Origin of the sequence: Streptococcus mitis SK564 (genome assembly GCF_000148525.1) — a bacterium.
Lineage (GTDB): Bacteria > Bacillota > Bacilli > Lactobacillales > Streptococcaceae > Streptococcus > Streptococcus mitis_H.
Map to the genome: position 1 here is coordinate 102,477 of NZ_AEDU01000022.1, position 15,883 is coordinate 118,359.

The following is a 15,883-nucleotide window of genomic DNA, read 5'->3' on the forward strand; positions in this document are numbered from 1 at the left end:
TTATGGTAAAATAAGACTATTAAGTTTAAAGAGGATTCCCTATGAAATTACAAAAACCAAAAGGAACGCAGGATATTTTACCTGCTGAATCTGCCAAGTGGCAGTACGTTGAGGGCTTTGCCCGTGAGATTTTCAAGCGCTATAACTATGCAGAAGTGCGTACGCCTATTTTTGAGCATTACGAGGTTATCAGTCGCTCTGTCGGAGATACAACGGATATCGTAACCAAGGAAATGTACGATTTCTATGACAAGGGTGACCGTCATATTACCCTCCGTCCAGAAGGAACAGCGCCGGTTGTCCGTTCTTATGTGGAAAATAAACTCTTCGCCCCAGAAGTGCAAAAGCCAAGTAAGTTCTACTACATGGGTCCTATGTTCCGTTATGAGCGTCCACAGGCAGGGCGTTTGCGTCAGTTCCACCAGATTGGTGTCGAGTGTTTTGGCTCTAGCAATCCAGCTACGGATGTGGAAACCATCGCGATGGCAGCTCATTTCTTGAAAGAAATCGGTATCCAAGGTGTCAAATTGCACCTCAACACGCTTGGAAATCCTGAGAGCCGTGCGGCTTATCGTCAAGCCTTGATTGACTATTTGACACCGCTCAAGGAGACCTTGTCTAAGGATAGCCAGCGTCGCTTGGAGGAAAACCCTCTCCGTGTCTTGGACTCTAAGGAAAAAGAAGACAAGGTGGCAGTGGAGAATGCACCGTCTATCTTGGATTTCCTTGATGAAGAAAGCCAAGCTCATTTTGATGCGGTGCGTCAGATGTTGGAAAATCTTGGGGTAGACTATATCATTGATACCAATATGGTGCGTGGTCTGGACTACTACAACCACACCATTTTTGAGTTTATCACTGAAATTGAGGGCAATGACTTGACAGTCTGTGCGGGTGGCCGTTACGATGGTTTGGTTTCTTATTTTGGAGGCCCTGAGACTGCTGGATTTGGTTTTGGACTTGGGGTAGAGCGCCTACTTCTCATCCTTGAAAAGCAAGGTGTGGCTCTTCCTATCGAAAACGCCCTAGATGTTTATATCGCAGTCTTGGGTCAAGGAGCAAATGTCAAGGCCTTGGAGTTGGTACAGGCCCTTCGCCAACAAGGTTTCAAAGCAGAGCGTGATTACCTCAACCGTAAACTCAAAGCTCAGTTCAAGTCAGCCGATGTCTTTGCGGCTAAGACCCTCATCACCCTAGGAGAGAGTGAAGTCGAAAGCGGACAAGTAACGGTCAAGAACAACCAAACACGAGAAGAAGTGCAAGTATCACTTGATGCTATCAGCCAAAACTTCTCAGAAATCTTTGAAAAATTAGGCTTTTAATAGTAGATAAACTGGTCAGGATTTTACTCCTGACCTTTTTCTTTTGCAAAATGACAAAAATTATAAACTTTTTGACAAATATGCTTGTCAAAAAGAAAAAGATGTGTTACAATATAAGCAAGTTAAGAGAAAAGGAGAAAGGAACGATTATGTGGGCATTAGGATTTGTACCTCTTGTGATTATGTTTTATCTCTATCATACCCAAAGGGTCAAGAAATTAGAGAATAAAATCAAAAGAATTGAGCAAAAACAGAAAGGAAATAAAGAAATGTCAAGATTATTAAAAGAATTGATTGGGAAAACACCGAAAATCTTTGGACAAGTTTTTGGAACAGATAACTGGGAAGTTGTAGATGTTGATGAGGAATGGGTCAAGCTACGTCGTGTTGATAAAAAAGGAAAAGAAAAATTCAAACTACAACGCATTGAGGATATCCAAACCGTTGAATTTGATGGAGAGTAGGTGTGTAACATGCAACTAAAAAATCGTCTAAAAGAGCTTCGGGCTCGCGATAGTCTCAATCAAACCGACCTAGCCAAGCTGGCAGGGGTTTCCAGACAGACCGTTAGCCTACTAGAACGGGACGAATACACCCCGTCCGTTGTGATTGCCCTGAAAATATCTCACATTTTCAACGAAACAGTCGAATCGGTATTTCGCTTGGAGGAGGACGAGTGATGAATAAGTATAAAGTGTTTTATTATATGAGTGTTCTTGCCCTTATTGTGAATGCCTTTGCTATGATTGGAACATTACTGGGGTGGTTCTATTTTGTTGAAAGTAAGTATTTGTTTTGGATTAATTTAATCCTCTTATCCATTTTCAATTGGTTAAAGAAAAAGGAGAAAAATGATGAATAAGTATAAAGTAATCTATTATGTAGTTGCCATAGCTCTATTAGTCAGCCTGTGTCTACTAATTGGAACAAATCTAGGATGGTTTGATCTCTATTACAGCGACCAATTTATCTGGGTCTACTTTGCTCTTATCCCAGTCGTTGACTGGATTGAAAAGAAATCCAAAAATCTAGCAAGTAAATAAGGAGAATGAATATGGAAAAGAAAAAGAAAAATAAACGTGGATTGTTGTTATTTTTAATGTCTGTTGTCTTGGGAGGTTTCTTGGGCATGTTTGTAGGGATGTTTAAGGCACGTGCCGAATCCCACGAAATTATGTTAGATGTGAAAGTCTTGATACCATGGATATCAGCTATTTGTTTACTGATAGGTTTCATTAGCATTCTTTTGACTTTCAATTTCTTAAAGAAAAGCAGAAAATTTCACTCCTTGTATCAAGAGGAAATGGATGATAATCTGAATGAAACCTATTATGTGCAAATGTATCGGAATCTCGAGTTTGGAACCATTGCTTTTAATATTGCAAGTGTAGCAATCTTATTGGCTCTTTTCATCTCAGGTAGTGAAGTGATTGTACCAAATAGAAGCAATCTAACCTTATCTCTTTCTTTTTTGGGATTAGTGCTGATTCTCAGTGTTCAAAAATATCTTTTTAAGACCATTGCGATTGTTCGTCAGTTTGATTTGGCATTTTTCTCAACACCAAAGGATGTCTTAGAGTATGTCAATTCTTATGATGAAGGGGAGCGACAAGCTAATTTAGAACAGAGTTTTCGGATTTTATTCCAATTAAATAACTATGTCTTACCAGCCTTATATATTTTTCTTTTTATCATTTCTTTCTTGACAGGAGAGATTCAGCTACTAGCCTTCTTGCTTGTCGGAGCAATCCATATTTATATCAATGTGATGCAGTTACCTATGGTGAAACGTTATTTTAAATAAAGGAGTTTCTATGATTCGTGTTGAAAATGTAAGCAAAAGTTTTGGGAGCAAAAAAGCTCTTCATCAGATTTCTTTTGAGATTAAGGAGGGGGAAATCTTTGGTTTTCTTGGGCCTTCTGGTTCAGGTAAAACAACCATGATCAACGTCTTGACAGGTCAGTTGCCTGCAGATCAAGGTAACACAATTTTGTTAGGTAAGAATTCTCAAGATTTAACTTCAAATGATTTAGAACAAATCGGTATAGTTAGTGATGGCAGTGGTTTTTATGAAAAGATGAGTCTTTATAAAAATCTGCTCATTTACGCTAAGTTATATGGTCTCAAGTCAGATAGAGTAGTTCAGGTGCTCCAACAGGTTGGATTGGCAGATGCTAAAGATATTATCGCAGAAAAACTATCTACAGGAATGAAACAACGAATGTTCTTGGCTCGTGCCCTTCTGAATGCTCCTAAGATTCTCTTCCTAGATGAGCCAACTAGTGGCTTAGACCCTACAACATCTAAGATGATTCATACCCTACTTCAAGAACTAAAGCAGGCGGGGACAACTATCTTTTTGACCACGCATGATATGCATGAAGCAACTCTGCTTTGTGATCGCTTATCTCTTTTGAATAAGGGGAATTTAATAGAGTATGGAAGTCCGCAAGATATTATTCAGAAGTATCATGTGGATAAGAAAGTACATGTGGTTTATAATGATGGACGAGAACAGATAGTTCCATTTGAAGAATTGCCACATTTAGACACGACAGATTTGATGGTGGTTCACTCTTGTGAGCCGACTTTAGAAGAAATCTTTATCAGATTGACAGGAGAAAAGTTAGATGTTTAGAAAATTAAATGCCCTACTATGGTTAAGATTACAAGTTCTTATCAGCAATTCAACTTTATTGGCGAGTCTATTGATGCCTTTTGGTACTGCTATTCTATATAATGAATTTTCAAATAAGGATGGACAATTGAGCCTATTTTTACTATCTGCTAGCTTGACGATGGTCTTGAGCATGGGAAGTGGTTATATGGTATCGATTATGATGGCAGAAGATAAGGAAAAGCGCAATCTTAAATCACTCATCCTAAGTGGTGTGACAGCAACAGAATATACTTTCAGTATGCTTGTTCTCCCTATTCTGATAATGTTACTTGCTATGATTGTACTTCCCATCTATCTTAAAGTAGATGTATCGGGTTATTTAGTTGCCTACGTTATCTATTTGCTCCTAGCAACGATTAGTATTATTTTTATCAACCTTCTAATCGGTGCGGTGTCAGATACTCAATCTAAAGCGCAAGTTTATAGTATCTTCCCTATGTTAATTGTCTCTTTTTTACCTATAATTGCTCTTCAAAATGATACGGCTCAGAAAGTGTTGGATTACTCGTTCGTTGGTCCTATTGTAAATCTTTTAAATAAAAAAGGTGGGGAAATATCTTTTTCTAACATCGGTATGTTACTTGCCTGGGTACTTGTGTTAGGAATAGCGAACCTCTTTGTATTGAAAAATAGCTATAAAGCAAGATAGGAGAACTTTATGAAACTACTTAAAAACCTTGGCTGGTTTCTTCTAGCCATTCTATCCTTTTTATTCATCTATGGCTTCATTCAGGGGCTCGCGACTACGTCGCTTGCCTTAGGCGGTTCACCCTATGCTGTTACCCTACTCTATGTGGCCCTGGCTGGAGTATATGTGTACGTCATTTATAAATGGTACCAGAAAGCTCCTGTCCATATTGAGAAGAGTGGTTTTAACCGATTTATTTGGCTCCCTGCCTTGGTTTGGTTCTTATCTCTTGTCGTTCAATTTTTCCTACCAAATGATCCTTCGGTAAATCAGCAAACAGCGACAGACCTGACCTTGGCTCAGCCACTTTTTTCATTCTTTGCTATTAATATTTTTGCTCCTTTGACGGAAGAACTCATCTTTAGAGGGATGTTAGCACGCTATCTCTTTCCTAAGCAGGACAATAGCAAACAAACTCTGCTTTTCCTTCTGGTAACTAGTGTTCTGTTTGCCTTGATTCATTCTCCCGGAACTTTGCAACAGTTTTTAGTTTATGCTAGTCTTGGTTTTAGCTTGGGCTTGGCTTATATTAGCAGAAAAGGTCTGGTCTACAGTATTTCTCTACATGCTTTGAATAATTTAGTCGGCTTTTTGATGATTCTCATGCTATAATAGAGTCAGGAGGTCACATGAAACGAGTAATTTTATTAGCAGTGATTCAAGCAGTTGTTCTATTTTTCATCATTGGGGGATTAGCTTATGCCTTCAAAGGTGATTTCTTCTATAGCCATCTCGCAGTGGTCTTTGCCCCTATTGCCGGTATCTGGCGTTTTGGGACAGCTTACACAACGGAAATTGTCTTGCCTCGAAAGGCAGCTGAAATTGCTGAAAAGCGTAAAGCAGGCAAAGATTCAAAATAAAAGAGTCCGATGAACTTCATCGGATTTTTGTATGGGCGTTAATTTTTAAAGACTGGCAAACTTTTCTGCTGATTTTCATGAAGAGCCTGCGCTTTTATGGTAAAATAGTAACAGAATAAAAGAGGAGAGAAACAATGAAACGTAGTATGTATGCTGGTCGTGTTCGTGAGGAACACATCGGACAAGAAATGACCTTGAAAGGATGGGTAGGCCGTCGTCGTGACCTTGGTGGTTTGATCTTTATCGACCTTCGTGACCGTGAAGGAATCATGCAGTTGGTTATCAACCCTGAAAAAGTCTCTGCAGAGGTTATGACAACAGCTGAAAGCCTTCGTAGCGAATTTGTTATCGAGGTGACTGGACAGGTCGCTGCGCGTGAGCAAGCCAATGATAAGTTGCCAACTGGTACAGTTGAGTTAAATGTAACAGCTTTGACAGTGCTTAATACAGCTAAGACAACACCATTTGAGATTAAGGATGGTATTGAGGCCAATGACGATACACGTTTACGTTACCGTTACCTTGACCTTCGTCGTCCAGAAATGTTGGAAAATCTTAAACTTCGTGCTAAGGTGACCCACTCTATCCGCAACTACTTGGATGAGTTGGAATTTATCGACGTGGAGACACCATTCCTTTCTAAGTCAACGCCTGAAGGGGCGCGTGATTATTTGGTGCCGTCTCGTGTTAATAAAGGGCATTTTTACGCTCTTCCTCAAAGTCCACAAATCACGAAACAGCTCTTGATGAATGCTGGATTTGACCGTTACTACCAAATCGTTAAATGTTTCCGTGACGAGGACTTGCGTGGTGACCGCCAGCCTGAGTTCACTCAGGTCGATTTGGAAACATCTTTCCTTACTGAGCAAGAAATCCAAGATATCACAGAAGGCTTGATTGCGCGCGTGATGAAGGAAACTAAAGGCATCGAAGTGACGCTTCCATTCCCTCGTATGAAATACGATGACGCTATGGCTCTTTACGGTTCTGACAAGCCAGATACCCGTTTTGACATGTTGCTTCAGGACCTGACAGCAGTAGTCAAAGGTGTAGACTTCAAAGTCTTTTCAGAAGCACCTGCTGTAAAAGCAATTGTAGTTAAAGGCGCTGCGGACAACTATTCACGTAAAGACATCGACAAGATGACGGAAGTAGCCAAACAATACGGTGCCAAAGGTCTTGCCTGGATCAAGGTTGCTGATGGAGAATTAAATGGACCAGTTGCTAAGTTCTTGACTAACATCCAAGCAGAATTGACAACAGCGCTTGCTCTTGAAGATAAGGACTTGGTTCTCTTTGTGGCAGATACGCTTGAAGTGGCTAATGCAACGCTCGGTGCCCTTCGTGGACGTATTGCCAAAGAGCTTGGTTTGATTGATAATGATAAGTTCAACTTCCTTTGGGTGGTTGACTGGCCGATGTTTGAATGGTCTGAAGAAGAAGGCCGCTACATGAGCGCCCACCATCCGTTTACTCTTCCACAGGAAGAGACTGTTCACGAATTAGAAGGTGATTTGGCTAAGGTTCGTGCCATTGCTTACGATATCGTCTTGAACGGTTACGAACTTGGTGGTGGTAGTCTTCGTATCAACCAAAAAGACCTTCAAGAACGCATGTTCAAGGCTCTTGGTTTCTCAGCTGAAGAAGCAAATGACCAGTTTGGCTTCCTTCTTGAAGCCATGGACTATGGTTTCCCACCACACGGTGGTTTGGCTATCGGGCTTGACCGCTTTGTCATGCTCTTAGCTGGAGAAGAAAATATCCGTGAAGTTATTGCCTTTCCTAAGAACAACAAGGCAACTGATCCAATGACACAAGCTCCTTCAACAGTAGCTCTCAAACAACTAGAGGAACTCAGCTTACAAATAGAAGAAGATGAAACAAGCAAAACGAATTAAGCGGTGGCGCTATTATCTGCGCCGCTTTGCTTATCAGATAAAAATTTTACGTGTCTTACAAAGCATCTCTCGCGAAAAATATGATGAGAAGATTTCGGCCTCTCTGGTCTATGGTTTTTTATCAGCAGTAGCGGTCAATTTCTTTTTCCAACCGGGGCATGTGTATTCGAGTGGTGCGACAGGTCTGGCACAGATTATCTCTGCCTTGAGTAATCACTGGTTTGGTTTTCACATTCCGATTTCGCTGACCTTCTACGCCATTAATTTTCCTTTGATGGTCTTGGCTTGGTATCAGATTGGCCATAAGTTTACGATCTTTACCTTTATTACGGTTTCCATGAGTTCCTTCTTTATCCAGTTTGTCCCTGTGGCGACCTTAACGGAGGATCCCATTATCAATGCCCTTTTTGGGGGTGTTGTCATGGGCTTGGGGATTGGTTTTGCTCTTCGAAACAATATCTCCAGTGGTGGGACGGATATCGTCAGTTTGACCATTCGCAAGAAAACAGGTAAGAATGTCGGCAGTATTTCTTTCTTAGTAAATGGGACCATCATGCTGATAGCAGGTTTGACCTTTGGTTGGAAATACGCTCTCTACTCTATGATTACCATCTTTGTCTCTAGCCGTGTGACAGACGCTGTCTTTACCAAGCAAAAACGGATGCAGGCCATGATTGTGACCAATCATCCAGAGAAGGTAATTGAAAAAATACATAAAAAATTGCACCGCGGAGCAACTATGATCCACGATGCAGAAGGAACCTATAATCACGAAAGAAAGGCAGTTTTAATCACTGTCATTACACGTGCAGAGTTTAATGAATTTAAACAGATTATGAAACAGGTGGATCCAGGTGCCTTTGTCTCTGTATCTGAGAATGTTCATATTCTGGGACGATTCGTTGAAACAGAAAATTAGTAACTAAAAAACCAGCGCGAGCTGGTTTTTATTTTTCAATAATTTTGTGGGCGATTAACTGACGGTAACAAATTTGCTTATTGCTCTTAGCATCGTTGATAATCTGAAGAATCGTTTCAAATGATGTTTGACCAAGTTCTAGGCTATTGATATCGACATAGGCCGCCAAGTTGAGCTTGGGATTGACTGAGTCGAAGCTGAGAACAGGGACATCCAGTTGGTGCTTAGCGATGTAGTCACAGACCCCTTCAGCTAGGAGGCTATCAGTTGTGATGATAGCATCAATCATAGGATCGTGTTTAAACAAACGCTTACTAAATTGATAGCCCTTTTCTTCTAGAAATTCGTTCGCAAAATAGGTCAAGTTACTATCAAGAGGCAGTTGGTACTGTTTGAGTGCTGACTCATAGCCTGTTAAACGGTCTTGTGTTACGAAGAGTCTCTTAGTCCCTCCAATAAAGGCAATTCGTTTGCATCCTTTTTTGATGAAATATTCAGTCGCATCAAAGCCAGCTTGAACGTTGTCATTATCGACAAGTGGAATGAAGGGAGATAGAGATTTACCTAAGATAAGGAAAGGAAATTGCTCGTCTGCTACTAACTTAACCAAAGGGTCCTCTTCTTGGGCATAGAGGAAAATCAAACCATCTACACGCTTACCATAGACCATCTGAGAAATAGCTTTAAGACGCTCTTTGGCATCTTTACCTGTTGCAATCTGAATGGCGTAGTGGTTTTTAGATGCGACTTGAGAGATGCCACGTAGGACTGATGGAAAGAAAGGATTCTGGTAGAAGGCATCTGAGTCATCAGGAAGAACTAAGCCGATAACTTGGGTATAACTGCTTACCAAACTGCGAGCATTGAGGTTGGGGTGGTAATTGAGCTCCTTCATAGCCTTGCGAACGCGTTTTTTAGTTTCGTCGCTAATGGTTGATTTATTTTGAATAACACGGGTTACGGTTGAAGGCGAAACACCAGCAGCCTTGGCCACGTCTTTAATCGTAACGGGCATAAAAATCTCCTATTTATGGTAATCTGGATCACGAAAATGCGTTTTATAAAAGATAGTGACCAGATAAAGGACAAAAAGAATGTTTTGTATAGTGATGAGGTTTGACATATTTTGGCCAAACAATCCCAAAATAAGCGTAATCAGAGTCGGCAATCCTAAACAGTTCAAAATAAAATGGTAGCACTCTTTAAAGGTTTTAAATGAAAAGAGGCGTGATTTCTTAGTGATATAAAGGAGAAGACTCGCTCCTAGAGAGACGATAAAGAAATTCAAACCAAAGAGGAAACTTGCACCGAGAACTAGGAAGAGACTGATATAGACACGATTTTGCTGGTACCAGTCTTTAGAAATCGCTTGGGTCAAGCTGTCTTTACTTTTGAAACTCTCAGTCTGAATGGCTCGGTAAGAGACACGGGTCAGTTCTTTACTTTCCTTGCTGATGACGAGCTCATTCGTATCGAAATGCAGTTGCAAGTCCTTAGGTAACTCCTTACTTTGACTTGGACCGATCACAATAGAAGGGGCTTGACTAGCTGTTCCTGTATAAGTTAATTTACCATCAACAATTGCAGCATGCTCAGAGAGATCCTGGACAACCTCATCTGTCAATGGTTCATAGACATTATCGATAAAGGTTTCTAGCGGATAAGTCTCCTGCGAGCTGTTTTGAATGGCAATGGGTACCATAGACAAGCTGATAAGGAAGATACTGGTAAAGAGTAGTTGAAACCAGTTGAGCCCGAAACGTTTGGACAGGGGCTTACGAAATCCCCAAATACTTGAAAAATAGGAAAATGGATATGGAAGCATAGGTGTCTTTCTAAAAGGTGTTTTCTATATGAGTATTATTATATAGAGAAATGCGCTTTATTTCAAGTCTAGGAGAAAAATTGCTTGCTACAAGGATATTTTTACAGTAACAAGTTTTAAAATGAAAAAGGGTGGCGGGGATATATTATCCCTTGTCGCCACCACTTGTAAGTCCTGAAACAAAGTTCTTTTGTAGGAAGAAGAAGAGAATACAGATTGGAAGGGCGATGAGGATAGCACCTGCTGAGAAGTAGGCGATCTTCATGTTTTTCACATTGCTAACGAAGGTTTGGAGACCTACGGCAACAGTAAAGTATTCTTTCTCACGAAGCAAGAAACTAGAGAGGATGTAGTCTCCAAAAGGTCCCATGAAGGCCCAGAGAGCTTGTACGGCAACCATTGGGCGAACAAGTGGAAGAACAATTTGCCAGAAGCGGCGGAAGTGTCCTGCACCGTCTAGTTTTGCAGATTCGTCTAGAGACATTGGTACTGTATCGAAGTAGCCCTTCATGAGCCAAGCATTCATCGGGATACCACCACCAACGTAGAGGAAGATGAGGAACCAGCTGTGGTTAAGGGCGTTCAACATAAGCGCCATAACGAAGAAGGCTGTCAAAGCGGCCATAGTTGGCACCATTTGGATAATCAAGAAGAAGACCAAACTTTGTTTACGAGCCAAGAAATTGTAACGGCTATAAGCATAACCAGCAAGTACGATAATACTTGTTTGAACAGCCATAGTAATTAAGGCGATAATCAAAGTGTTGAGGTACCAAGTACCGTACAAGGTTTCAGTGAAGAGGCCTTTAAAGTTATCAAAATTGAGGTCGATATTAGTATCTAGTTTAAAGGCTGAGACGTTACCTGCTTTAAAGGCTGACATGATGGTAATCAAAAGTGGATAGATAATCACGATTGATAGGCCAATTAAGTAGAGGTAAGTAAGGGTTTGAGTCAGTCTACGTTTGAGTTTAATTGAGTTATTCATCTTAGACATCCTCCATATCAAATGCGTGTAGTTTCTTGAATGCGATCATAGAGATTGAGATGACAATGATAGAGATAATCAAGGTAACAGCTGCCGCCATTGAGTATTGAGGAGATGTACCTGTTGTCAAACGGTAAATCCATGAGATTAAGATATCGGTTGAACCAGCTCCACCACCGACACTACCAGGACCTCCACCATTGAAGAGGTACATGATAGAGAAGTTGTTAAAGTTGAAGGTGTATTGGCTAATCAAAGTAGGTGCTGCAACAGCCAAGATCATTGGGAAAGTGATGTTGCGGAATTTTTGCCAAGCATTAGCACCGTCAATATAAGCTGCTTCGTAAAGGTCGTTAGGAATAGATTGTAAGATACCTAAAGTTAAAACGTAGATGTATGGGAATCCAAGCCAACCTTGCATCATAATCAAGGCAACCTTTGTCCAAGTAGGGTCTGTTTTCCAAGGGATAAGAGCACCATCAAGGAAAGGAAGGAATTTAGCAAAGATCGGCAAGACTTGAGTGTTGATAGCACCGACACTATCATTAAACATGTTTGAGAATGTCAAGATAGTGATGAAGGCTGGGACAGCCCAAGGAAGAAGGAAAATAACACCAAAGATACGTTTTCCTTTGATAAATGGTTGGTTAGCAATGATAGCTGTGAAGATACCAATCACGATCTGTAAAGTTGAGGCAGATAAAGCCCAAATGATAGTCCAAGAAAGAACAGAACCGAAGGCAGAACGGAAGGTACTCAAGCTCCAAATGTTTGTAAAGTTTGTCAAACCAACCCAGTCCAACAATTTGTTTGGTGGCAAGTGTTGGAAGTCGTAGTTAGTAAAGGCAATCATCAAGGTTACGATAACTGGGAAGATGATTGCAAAAGTCATGGCAATATAAGATGGAATGATCAAGAGGTAAGGGAAGCCATTTTCATAGATTCCTTTGACCATTTCTTTAAAGGTAAGTGCTACTGGAATACCATTATTAATGTGTTTAGCAGTTGTATGTGCATCTTTAATATTTGAGAAATAAAAGAGTACATAAACAACTACAAAGATTAAATGGAAGGCACCACGAATCAGCATAAAGAGGGAATTGTCACGACCTGGCTTGTCACCAAGAGTGATGAGATTGCTCAATTCAGGGGCTGCAAGTGCTAGGAAATAAAGGACAAATACGATGGTTACACCAAGGAAGATAAAACCTTTGGCCTTTTGTTTATTGTAAATCTGTCCTAACCCAGGAATGATAGACAGCAGGGCTGCTTTACTAGGTTGTTGCTTTTCCATAATAACTCCTTTCATAGGATACTGGTTTCTAGATAAAACCTAAACTATTTGTGTTTTTGTTGATAAATTCAAAGGGGGATTTGATTTCCACCCCCCTTGAACAAATTTTTTATTCACCAAATTTTTGTTTGATTGTTTCTTTGATCAATGTTACAGCATCGTTAGCAGCTGTTTTAGCATCTTTCTTACCACTTACAGCTTCAAACAACATTGTTTTAGCTGGGTCCCAAACAGCTGACATTTGAGAGATGTTTGGCATTGGTTGAGCGTTCTTGAACTGTTTGATAACAGCTGTTGTCAACTCATCATTTTTACCTTCAGCGTATGAACGAGCTTCAGTGTTAGCTGGGATTTCATTAGTTTTATCGTAGAAGGCTTTTTGTTGTTCAGTTGAAACAAGGAAGTCTACAAATTTTTGAGCAGCTTCAAGGTTCTTAGTGCTTGATGGGATGATCCAAGCTTTACCACCACCAAATGCTGCGTAGTCTTTTCCGTTTGGAAGAGTTGGGATAGTTGCAACACCGTAGTTTACTTTAGCGTCTTTGAAGGCTTGAGCTTTCCAAGGTCCATCGATGATAGCAGCTGTTTTACCTTCTTGGAATTGAGTTTGGATTAGGTTTCCAGCTCCTTCAGTATCTTGCATACCTTTAGGCCATTTTTCATACCAAGTTTTAGCGTATTCTACACCTTTGATAGCGCCGTCGTTTGCAAGACCGATGTCTTTAGCGTCTTTACCGTTTTGTCCGAATACGTAACCGCCGTTACCAGCAAGAAGTCCGTATGCAAAGTAGAAGTTTGTCCAGTCAGCTAGGAAAGCAGAAGTTTTTCCATCTTCTCCAGCGAATGCGTATTTGCTATCTTTAGCAAGGTTTTCCAAGTCAGCAAATGTTTTTGGAGCTTCTTTTACCAAGTCTTTGTTGTAGTACATAACAAGTGACTCGATAACGGCAGGAGCACCGTAAACTTTACCGTCAGCAGCTGTTACAAGAGATTTAGTTTTATCATCTGTTTTAGCACCGTCGCTCAATTTCACTTCTGAAAGTTGTCCGTCAGTACCAAGGCTACCTACACGGTCGTATGGAGCCATCATAACGTCAGGAGCTTGACCTGATTGGTTGTCAAGAGAAAGTTTGTCAAGCCCACCCATTTGGTCACCAGATTTGATGTTAACTGTTGTTCCTGATTGTTCTTTATAAGCTTTAGCTACTGTTTCAGCATAAGCTTTGTATTGGTCCTCAACGTAAAGAGTGATTTCTTTCGCTTCAGATGAACCAGAATCAGCAGGCTTATCAGCAGTTTTGCTTCCGCAAGCTACCAAAAGCAAGCTAGCAAGTGTAACAGTTCCAAGCACAGCAGCGCTCTTCATGAATTTAGATGACATAGTGTATTCCTCCTAAAGAATAACAAATTTTATAATGAGGAAACGCAAACGTTTTCCTTTATGGGACTAGTATAGCACAAATAGAAAACGGTTGCAAGTGTTTTTTGTAAAAATTTTAAAAAAATTTCACGGAAAGGGTAAGCGTTTTATTTGTTTATAATAGAAGAAAAGTTAGAAAATATATTTTCATGCTTTTACTGAAATTATTTAGGGAAACGATTGCCTAGATTTTGAACAAAAAATAAATTGCTCTAGACCAAAAGTAGGCTAAGTTGAGCCTTCTATTTGTAGTTGAAGAAGGTTTTGTAAATAGAAAAGAAAAATGTATATGTATACATAAAGAAGGACAAGTTTTTTTAAAAAAATAATCAAAAAGTTTTTTAAAAACGCTTGCATTTGTCGGGAAAATACGCTATAATTATCTTAACGCAAACGTTTGCGCCCAAAAATGAAAATTTAAACTACAAATACACGAGGTGTTGTTTATGAAAAAACGTCAAAGTGGTGTGTTGATGCACATCTCTTCTCTTCCAGGAGCATACGGAATCGGATCATTTGGTCAAAGTGCTTACGACTTCGTTGATTTCTTGGTCCGTACAAAACAACGTTACTGGCAAATCCTTCCATTAGGAACAACTAGTTACGGAGATTCTCCTTACCAGTCTTTCTCAGCCTTCGCAGGAAACACTCATTTTATCGATTTGGATATCTTGGTGGAGCAAGGTTTGTTGGAAGCAAGTGACCTTGAAGGAGTTGACTTTGGTAGCGATGCGTCTGAAGTTGACTATGCTAAGATTTACTATGCACGTCGTCCTCTTTTAGAAAAAGCGGTGAAACGTTTCTTTGAAGTCGGAGATGTTAAAGATTTTGAGAAATTTGCTCAAGACAACCAATCATGGCTTGAGCTCTTTGCTGAGTATATGGCTATCAAAGAGCATTTTGAAAATCTTGCTTGGACTGAATGGCCAGATGCTGATGCTCGTGCTCGTAAAGCTTCAGCGCTTGAAAGCTACCGTGAGCAATTGGCAGACAAGTTGGTTTACCACCGTGTGACTCAGTACTTCTTCTTCCAACAATGGTTGAAATTGAAAGCTTACGCTAACGACAACCACATTGAAATCGTTGGGGACATGCCAATCTACGTAGCGGAAGATTCAAGCGATATGTGGGCAAATCCACATCTCTTCAAGACAGATGTCAACGGTAAGGCAACTTGCATCGCAGGATGCCCACCAGATGAATTTTCTGCAACTGGTCAGCTTTGGGGTAACCCAATCTATGACTGGGAAGCAATGGATAAAGACGGCTACAAATGGTGGATTGAACGCTTGCGTGAAAGCTTCAAAATCTACGATATCGTTCGTATCGACCACTTCCGTGGTTTCGAATCTTACTGGGAAATCCCTGCTGGTTCCGATACAGCAGCACCTGGTGAGTGGGTGAAAGGTCCAGGCTACAAGCTTTTTGCAGCCGTTAAGGAAGAACTTGGTGAGCTAAATATCATCGCTGAAGACCTTGGCTTCATGACTGATGAAGTTATTGAGTTGCGTGAACGTACTGGCTTCCCAGGAATGAAGATTCTTCAATTTGCTTTCAACCCAGAAGACGAAAGTATCGATAGTCCACACTTGGCACCTGCTAACTCAGTTATGTACACAGGAACACACGATAACAACACGGTCCTTGGTTGGTACCGTAACGAGATTGATGATGAGACTCGTGAGTACATGGCTCGCTACACTAACCGTAAAGAATACGAAACAGTTCCACACGCTATGCTTCGTACAGTCTTTTCATCAGTTAGCTTCATGGCAATTGCAACTATGCAAGATTTGCTAGAATTGGATGAGACAGCTCGTATGAACTTCCCATCTACCCTTGGTGGAAACTGGTCTTGGCGTATGACTGAAGATCAATTGACACCAGCTGTCGAGGAAGGCTTGCTTGACTTGACAACAATCTATCGCCGAATCAATGAAAATTTGGTAGAATTAAAGAAATAATACAATATCAGGAGACACCTTAAA

18 protein-coding genes are annotated in these 15,883 nt (G+C 40.5%); 13 read left to right on the plus strand and 5 right to left on the minus strand.

The genetic code is table 11. The features are described 5' to 3' along the window. The first annotated feature begins 41 nt into the window (after nt 1–41). The 12 genes from hisS (at nt 42) to SMSK564_RS10085 (ending at nt 8,368) form a co-directional block, all read left to right on the plus strand. Nucleotides 42–1,322, plus strand: a complete 1,281-nt coding sequence (hisS, locus tag SMSK564_RS10035; protein ID WP_000775868.1) for a histidine--tRNA ligase — start codon at nt 42–44, stop codon at nt 1,320–1,322. Further along, on the plus strand, nt 1,322–1,786 hold the full coding sequence (locus SMSK564_RS0102870) for an aspartyl-tRNA synthetase (RefSeq protein ID WP_025170921.1): 465 nt from the start codon (nt 1,322–1,324) through the stop codon (nt 1,784–1,786). The genes hisS and SMSK564_RS0102870 overlap by 1 nt, the downstream gene beginning before the upstream one ends. 9 nt (nt 1,787–1,795) lie before the next feature. Next, nucleotides 1,796–2,002, plus strand: coding sequence for a helix-turn-helix transcriptional regulator (locus SMSK564_RS10040; protein ID WP_001176237.1), 207 nt, complete (start codon nt 1,796–1,798; stop codon nt 2,000–2,002). After that, entirely contained in the window at nt 2,002–2,184 is a 183-nt protein-coding gene (locus tag SMSK564_RS10045; RefSeq protein WP_001046113.1) for a hypothetical protein, read from the plus strand. The genes SMSK564_RS10040 and SMSK564_RS10045 overlap by 1 nt, the downstream gene beginning before the upstream one ends. Then, nucleotides 2,177–2,365 (plus strand): hypothetical protein, encoded by a 189-nt coding sequence (locus SMSK564_RS10050; RefSeq protein WP_001046125.1) that lies wholly within the window; start codon nt 2,177–2,179, stop codon nt 2,363–2,365. Before SMSK564_RS10045 ends, SMSK564_RS10050 begins: the two co-directional genes overlap by 8 nt. Before the next feature lie 5 nt (nt 2,366–2,370). Next, complete coding sequence (locus tag SMSK564_RS10055) at nt 2,371–3,126, plus strand: DUF3169 family protein (RefSeq protein WP_080554219.1); 756 nt, start codon at nt 2,371–2,373, stop codon at nt 3,124–3,126. Between the two features lie 10 nt (nt 3,127–3,136). Next, a complete protein-coding gene (locus SMSK564_RS10060; protein WP_000621681.1) occupies nt 3,137–3,961 on the plus strand; it encodes an ABC transporter ATP-binding protein in 825 nt (274 codons plus the stop codon). Beyond that, nucleotides 3,954–4,652: an ABC transporter permease gene (locus SMSK564_RS10065; RefSeq protein WP_000488846.1), complete on the plus strand. Its 699-nt coding sequence runs from the start codon at nt 3,954–3,956 to the stop codon at nt 4,650–4,652. Before SMSK564_RS10060 ends, SMSK564_RS10065 begins: the two co-directional genes overlap by 8 nt. A 9-nt stretch (nt 4,653–4,661) precedes the next feature. Continuing rightward, nucleotides 4,662–5,303 carry a CPBP family intramembrane glutamic endopeptidase gene (locus tag SMSK564_RS10070; RefSeq protein WP_000771202.1) on the plus strand — a complete coding sequence of 214 codons (642 nt, stop codon included), beginning with the start codon at nt 4,662–4,664 and terminating at the stop codon, nt 5,301–5,303. 17 nt (nt 5,304–5,320) lie between these two features. Further along, a complete protein-coding gene (locus SMSK564_RS10075) occupies nt 5,321–5,551 on the plus strand; it encodes a membrane protein (protein WP_000832192.1) in 231 nt (76 codons plus the stop codon). A 134-nt stretch (nt 5,552–5,685) separates the two neighbouring features. Then, nucleotides 5,686–7,449: an aspartate--tRNA ligase gene (aspS, locus tag SMSK564_RS10080; protein WP_000830920.1), complete on the plus strand. Its 1,764-nt coding sequence runs from the start codon at nt 5,686–5,688 to the stop codon at nt 7,447–7,449. Then, entirely contained in the window at nt 7,427–8,368 is a 942-nt protein-coding gene (locus tag SMSK564_RS10085) for a YitT family protein (protein ID WP_000806290.1), read from the plus strand. The genes aspS and SMSK564_RS10085 overlap by 23 nt, the downstream gene beginning before the upstream one ends. 28 nt (nt 8,369–8,396) lie before the next feature. On the opposite strand, the gene SMSK564_RS10090 is transcribed toward SMSK564_RS10085, so the two are convergent. From SMSK564_RS10090 to SMSK564_RS10110, 5 genes are all read right to left on the minus strand, one after another. Beyond that, nucleotides 8,397–9,383 carry a LacI family DNA-binding transcriptional regulator gene (locus SMSK564_RS10090; protein WP_001145446.1) on the minus strand — a complete coding sequence of 329 codons (987 nt, stop codon included), beginning with the start codon at nt 9,381–9,383 and terminating at the stop codon, nt 8,397–8,399. Nucleotides 9,384–9,392: 9 nt separating this feature from the next. Further along, nucleotides 9,393–10,193, minus strand: coding sequence for a DUF1189 domain-containing protein (locus SMSK564_RS10095; protein WP_000938248.1), 801 nt, complete (start codon nt 10,191–10,193; stop codon nt 9,393–9,395). Between the two features lie 145 nt (nt 10,194–10,338). Then, nucleotides 10,339–11,181: a sugar ABC transporter permease gene (locus SMSK564_RS10100; RefSeq protein WP_004236955.1), complete on the minus strand. Its 843-nt coding sequence runs from the start codon at nt 11,179–11,181 to the stop codon at nt 10,339–10,341. A gap of 1 nt (nt 11,182) precedes the next feature. After that, the gene (locus SMSK564_RS10105; RefSeq protein ID WP_000414961.1) at nt 11,183–12,475 is read right to left on the minus strand and encodes a sugar ABC transporter permease; all 1,293 of its coding nucleotides are present in this window, start codon (nt 12,473–12,475) and stop codon (nt 11,183–11,185) included. A gap of 109 nt (nt 12,476–12,584) precedes the next feature. Next, the gene (locus tag SMSK564_RS10110) at nt 12,585–13,856 is read right to left on the minus strand and encodes an extracellular solute-binding protein (RefSeq protein WP_000095473.1); all 1,272 of its coding nucleotides are present in this window, start codon (nt 13,854–13,856) and stop codon (nt 12,585–12,587) included. A gap of 485 nt (nt 13,857–14,341) precedes the next feature. On the opposite strand from SMSK564_RS10110, the gene malQ reads away from it, so the two are divergent. Further along, nucleotides 14,342–15,859, plus strand: a complete 1,518-nt coding sequence (gene malQ, locus SMSK564_RS10115; RefSeq protein WP_000747301.1) for a 4-alpha-glucanotransferase — start codon at nt 14,342–14,344, stop codon at nt 15,857–15,859. Nucleotides 15,860–15,883: the final 24 nt, after the last annotated feature.

Bases quoted from the DNA above. Each gene is read 5' to 3' on its own strand.
- hisS (WP_000775868.1), top strand. From the start codon at position 42: ATGAAATTACAAAAACCAAAAGGAACGCAGGATATTTTACCTGCTGAA.
- SMSK564_RS10040 (WP_001176237.1), top strand. From the start codon at position 1,796: ATGCAACTAAAAAATCGTCTAAAAGAGCTTCGGGCTCGCGATAGTCTC.
- SMSK564_RS10045 (WP_001046113.1), top strand. From the start codon at position 2,002: ATGAATAAGTATAAAGTGTTTTATTATATGAGTGTTCTTGCCCTTATT.
- SMSK564_RS10050 (WP_001046125.1), top strand. From the start codon at position 2,177: ATGAATAAGTATAAAGTAATCTATTATGTAGTTGCCATAGCTCTATTA.
- SMSK564_RS10055 (WP_080554219.1), top strand. From the start codon at position 2,371: ATGAATATGGAAAAGAAAAAGAAAAATAAACGTGGATTGTTGTTATTT.
- SMSK564_RS10060 (WP_000621681.1), top strand. From the start codon at position 3,137: ATGATTCGTGTTGAAAATGTAAGCAAAAGTTTTGGGAGCAAAAAAGCT.
- SMSK564_RS10065 (WP_000488846.1), top strand. From the start codon at position 3,954: ATGTTTAGAAAATTAAATGCCCTACTATGGTTAAGATTACAAGTTCTT.
- SMSK564_RS10070 (WP_000771202.1), top strand. From the start codon at position 4,662: ATGAAACTACTTAAAAACCTTGGCTGGTTTCTTCTAGCCATTCTATCC.
- SMSK564_RS10075 (WP_000832192.1), top strand. From the start codon at position 5,321: ATGAAACGAGTAATTTTATTAGCAGTGATTCAAGCAGTTGTTCTATTT.
- aspS (WP_000830920.1), top strand. From the start codon at position 5,686: ATGAAACGTAGTATGTATGCTGGTCGTGTTCGTGAGGAACACATCGGA.
- SMSK564_RS10085 (WP_000806290.1), top strand. From the start codon at position 7,427: ATGAAACAAGCAAAACGAATTAAGCGGTGGCGCTATTATCTGCGCCGC.
- SMSK564_RS10090 (WP_001145446.1), bottom strand. From the start codon at position 9,383: ATGCCCGTTACGATTAAAGACGTGGCCAAGGCTGCTGGTGTTTCGCCT.
- SMSK564_RS10095 (WP_000938248.1), bottom strand. From the start codon at position 10,193: ATGCTTCCATATCCATTTTCCTATTTTTCAAGTATTTGGGGATTTCGT.
- SMSK564_RS10100 (WP_004236955.1), bottom strand. From the start codon at position 11,181: ATGAATAACTCAATTAAACTCAAACGTAGACTGACTCAAACCCTTACT.
- SMSK564_RS10105 (WP_000414961.1), bottom strand. From the start codon at position 12,475: ATGGAAAAGCAACAACCTAGTAAAGCAGCCCTGCTGTCTATCATTCCT.
- SMSK564_RS10110 (WP_000095473.1), bottom strand. From the start codon at position 13,856: ATGTCATCTAAATTCATGAAGAGCGCTGCTGTGCTTGGAACTGTTACA.
- malQ (WP_000747301.1), top strand. From the start codon at position 14,342: ATGAAAAAACGTCAAAGTGGTGTGTTGATGCACATCTCTTCTCTTCCA.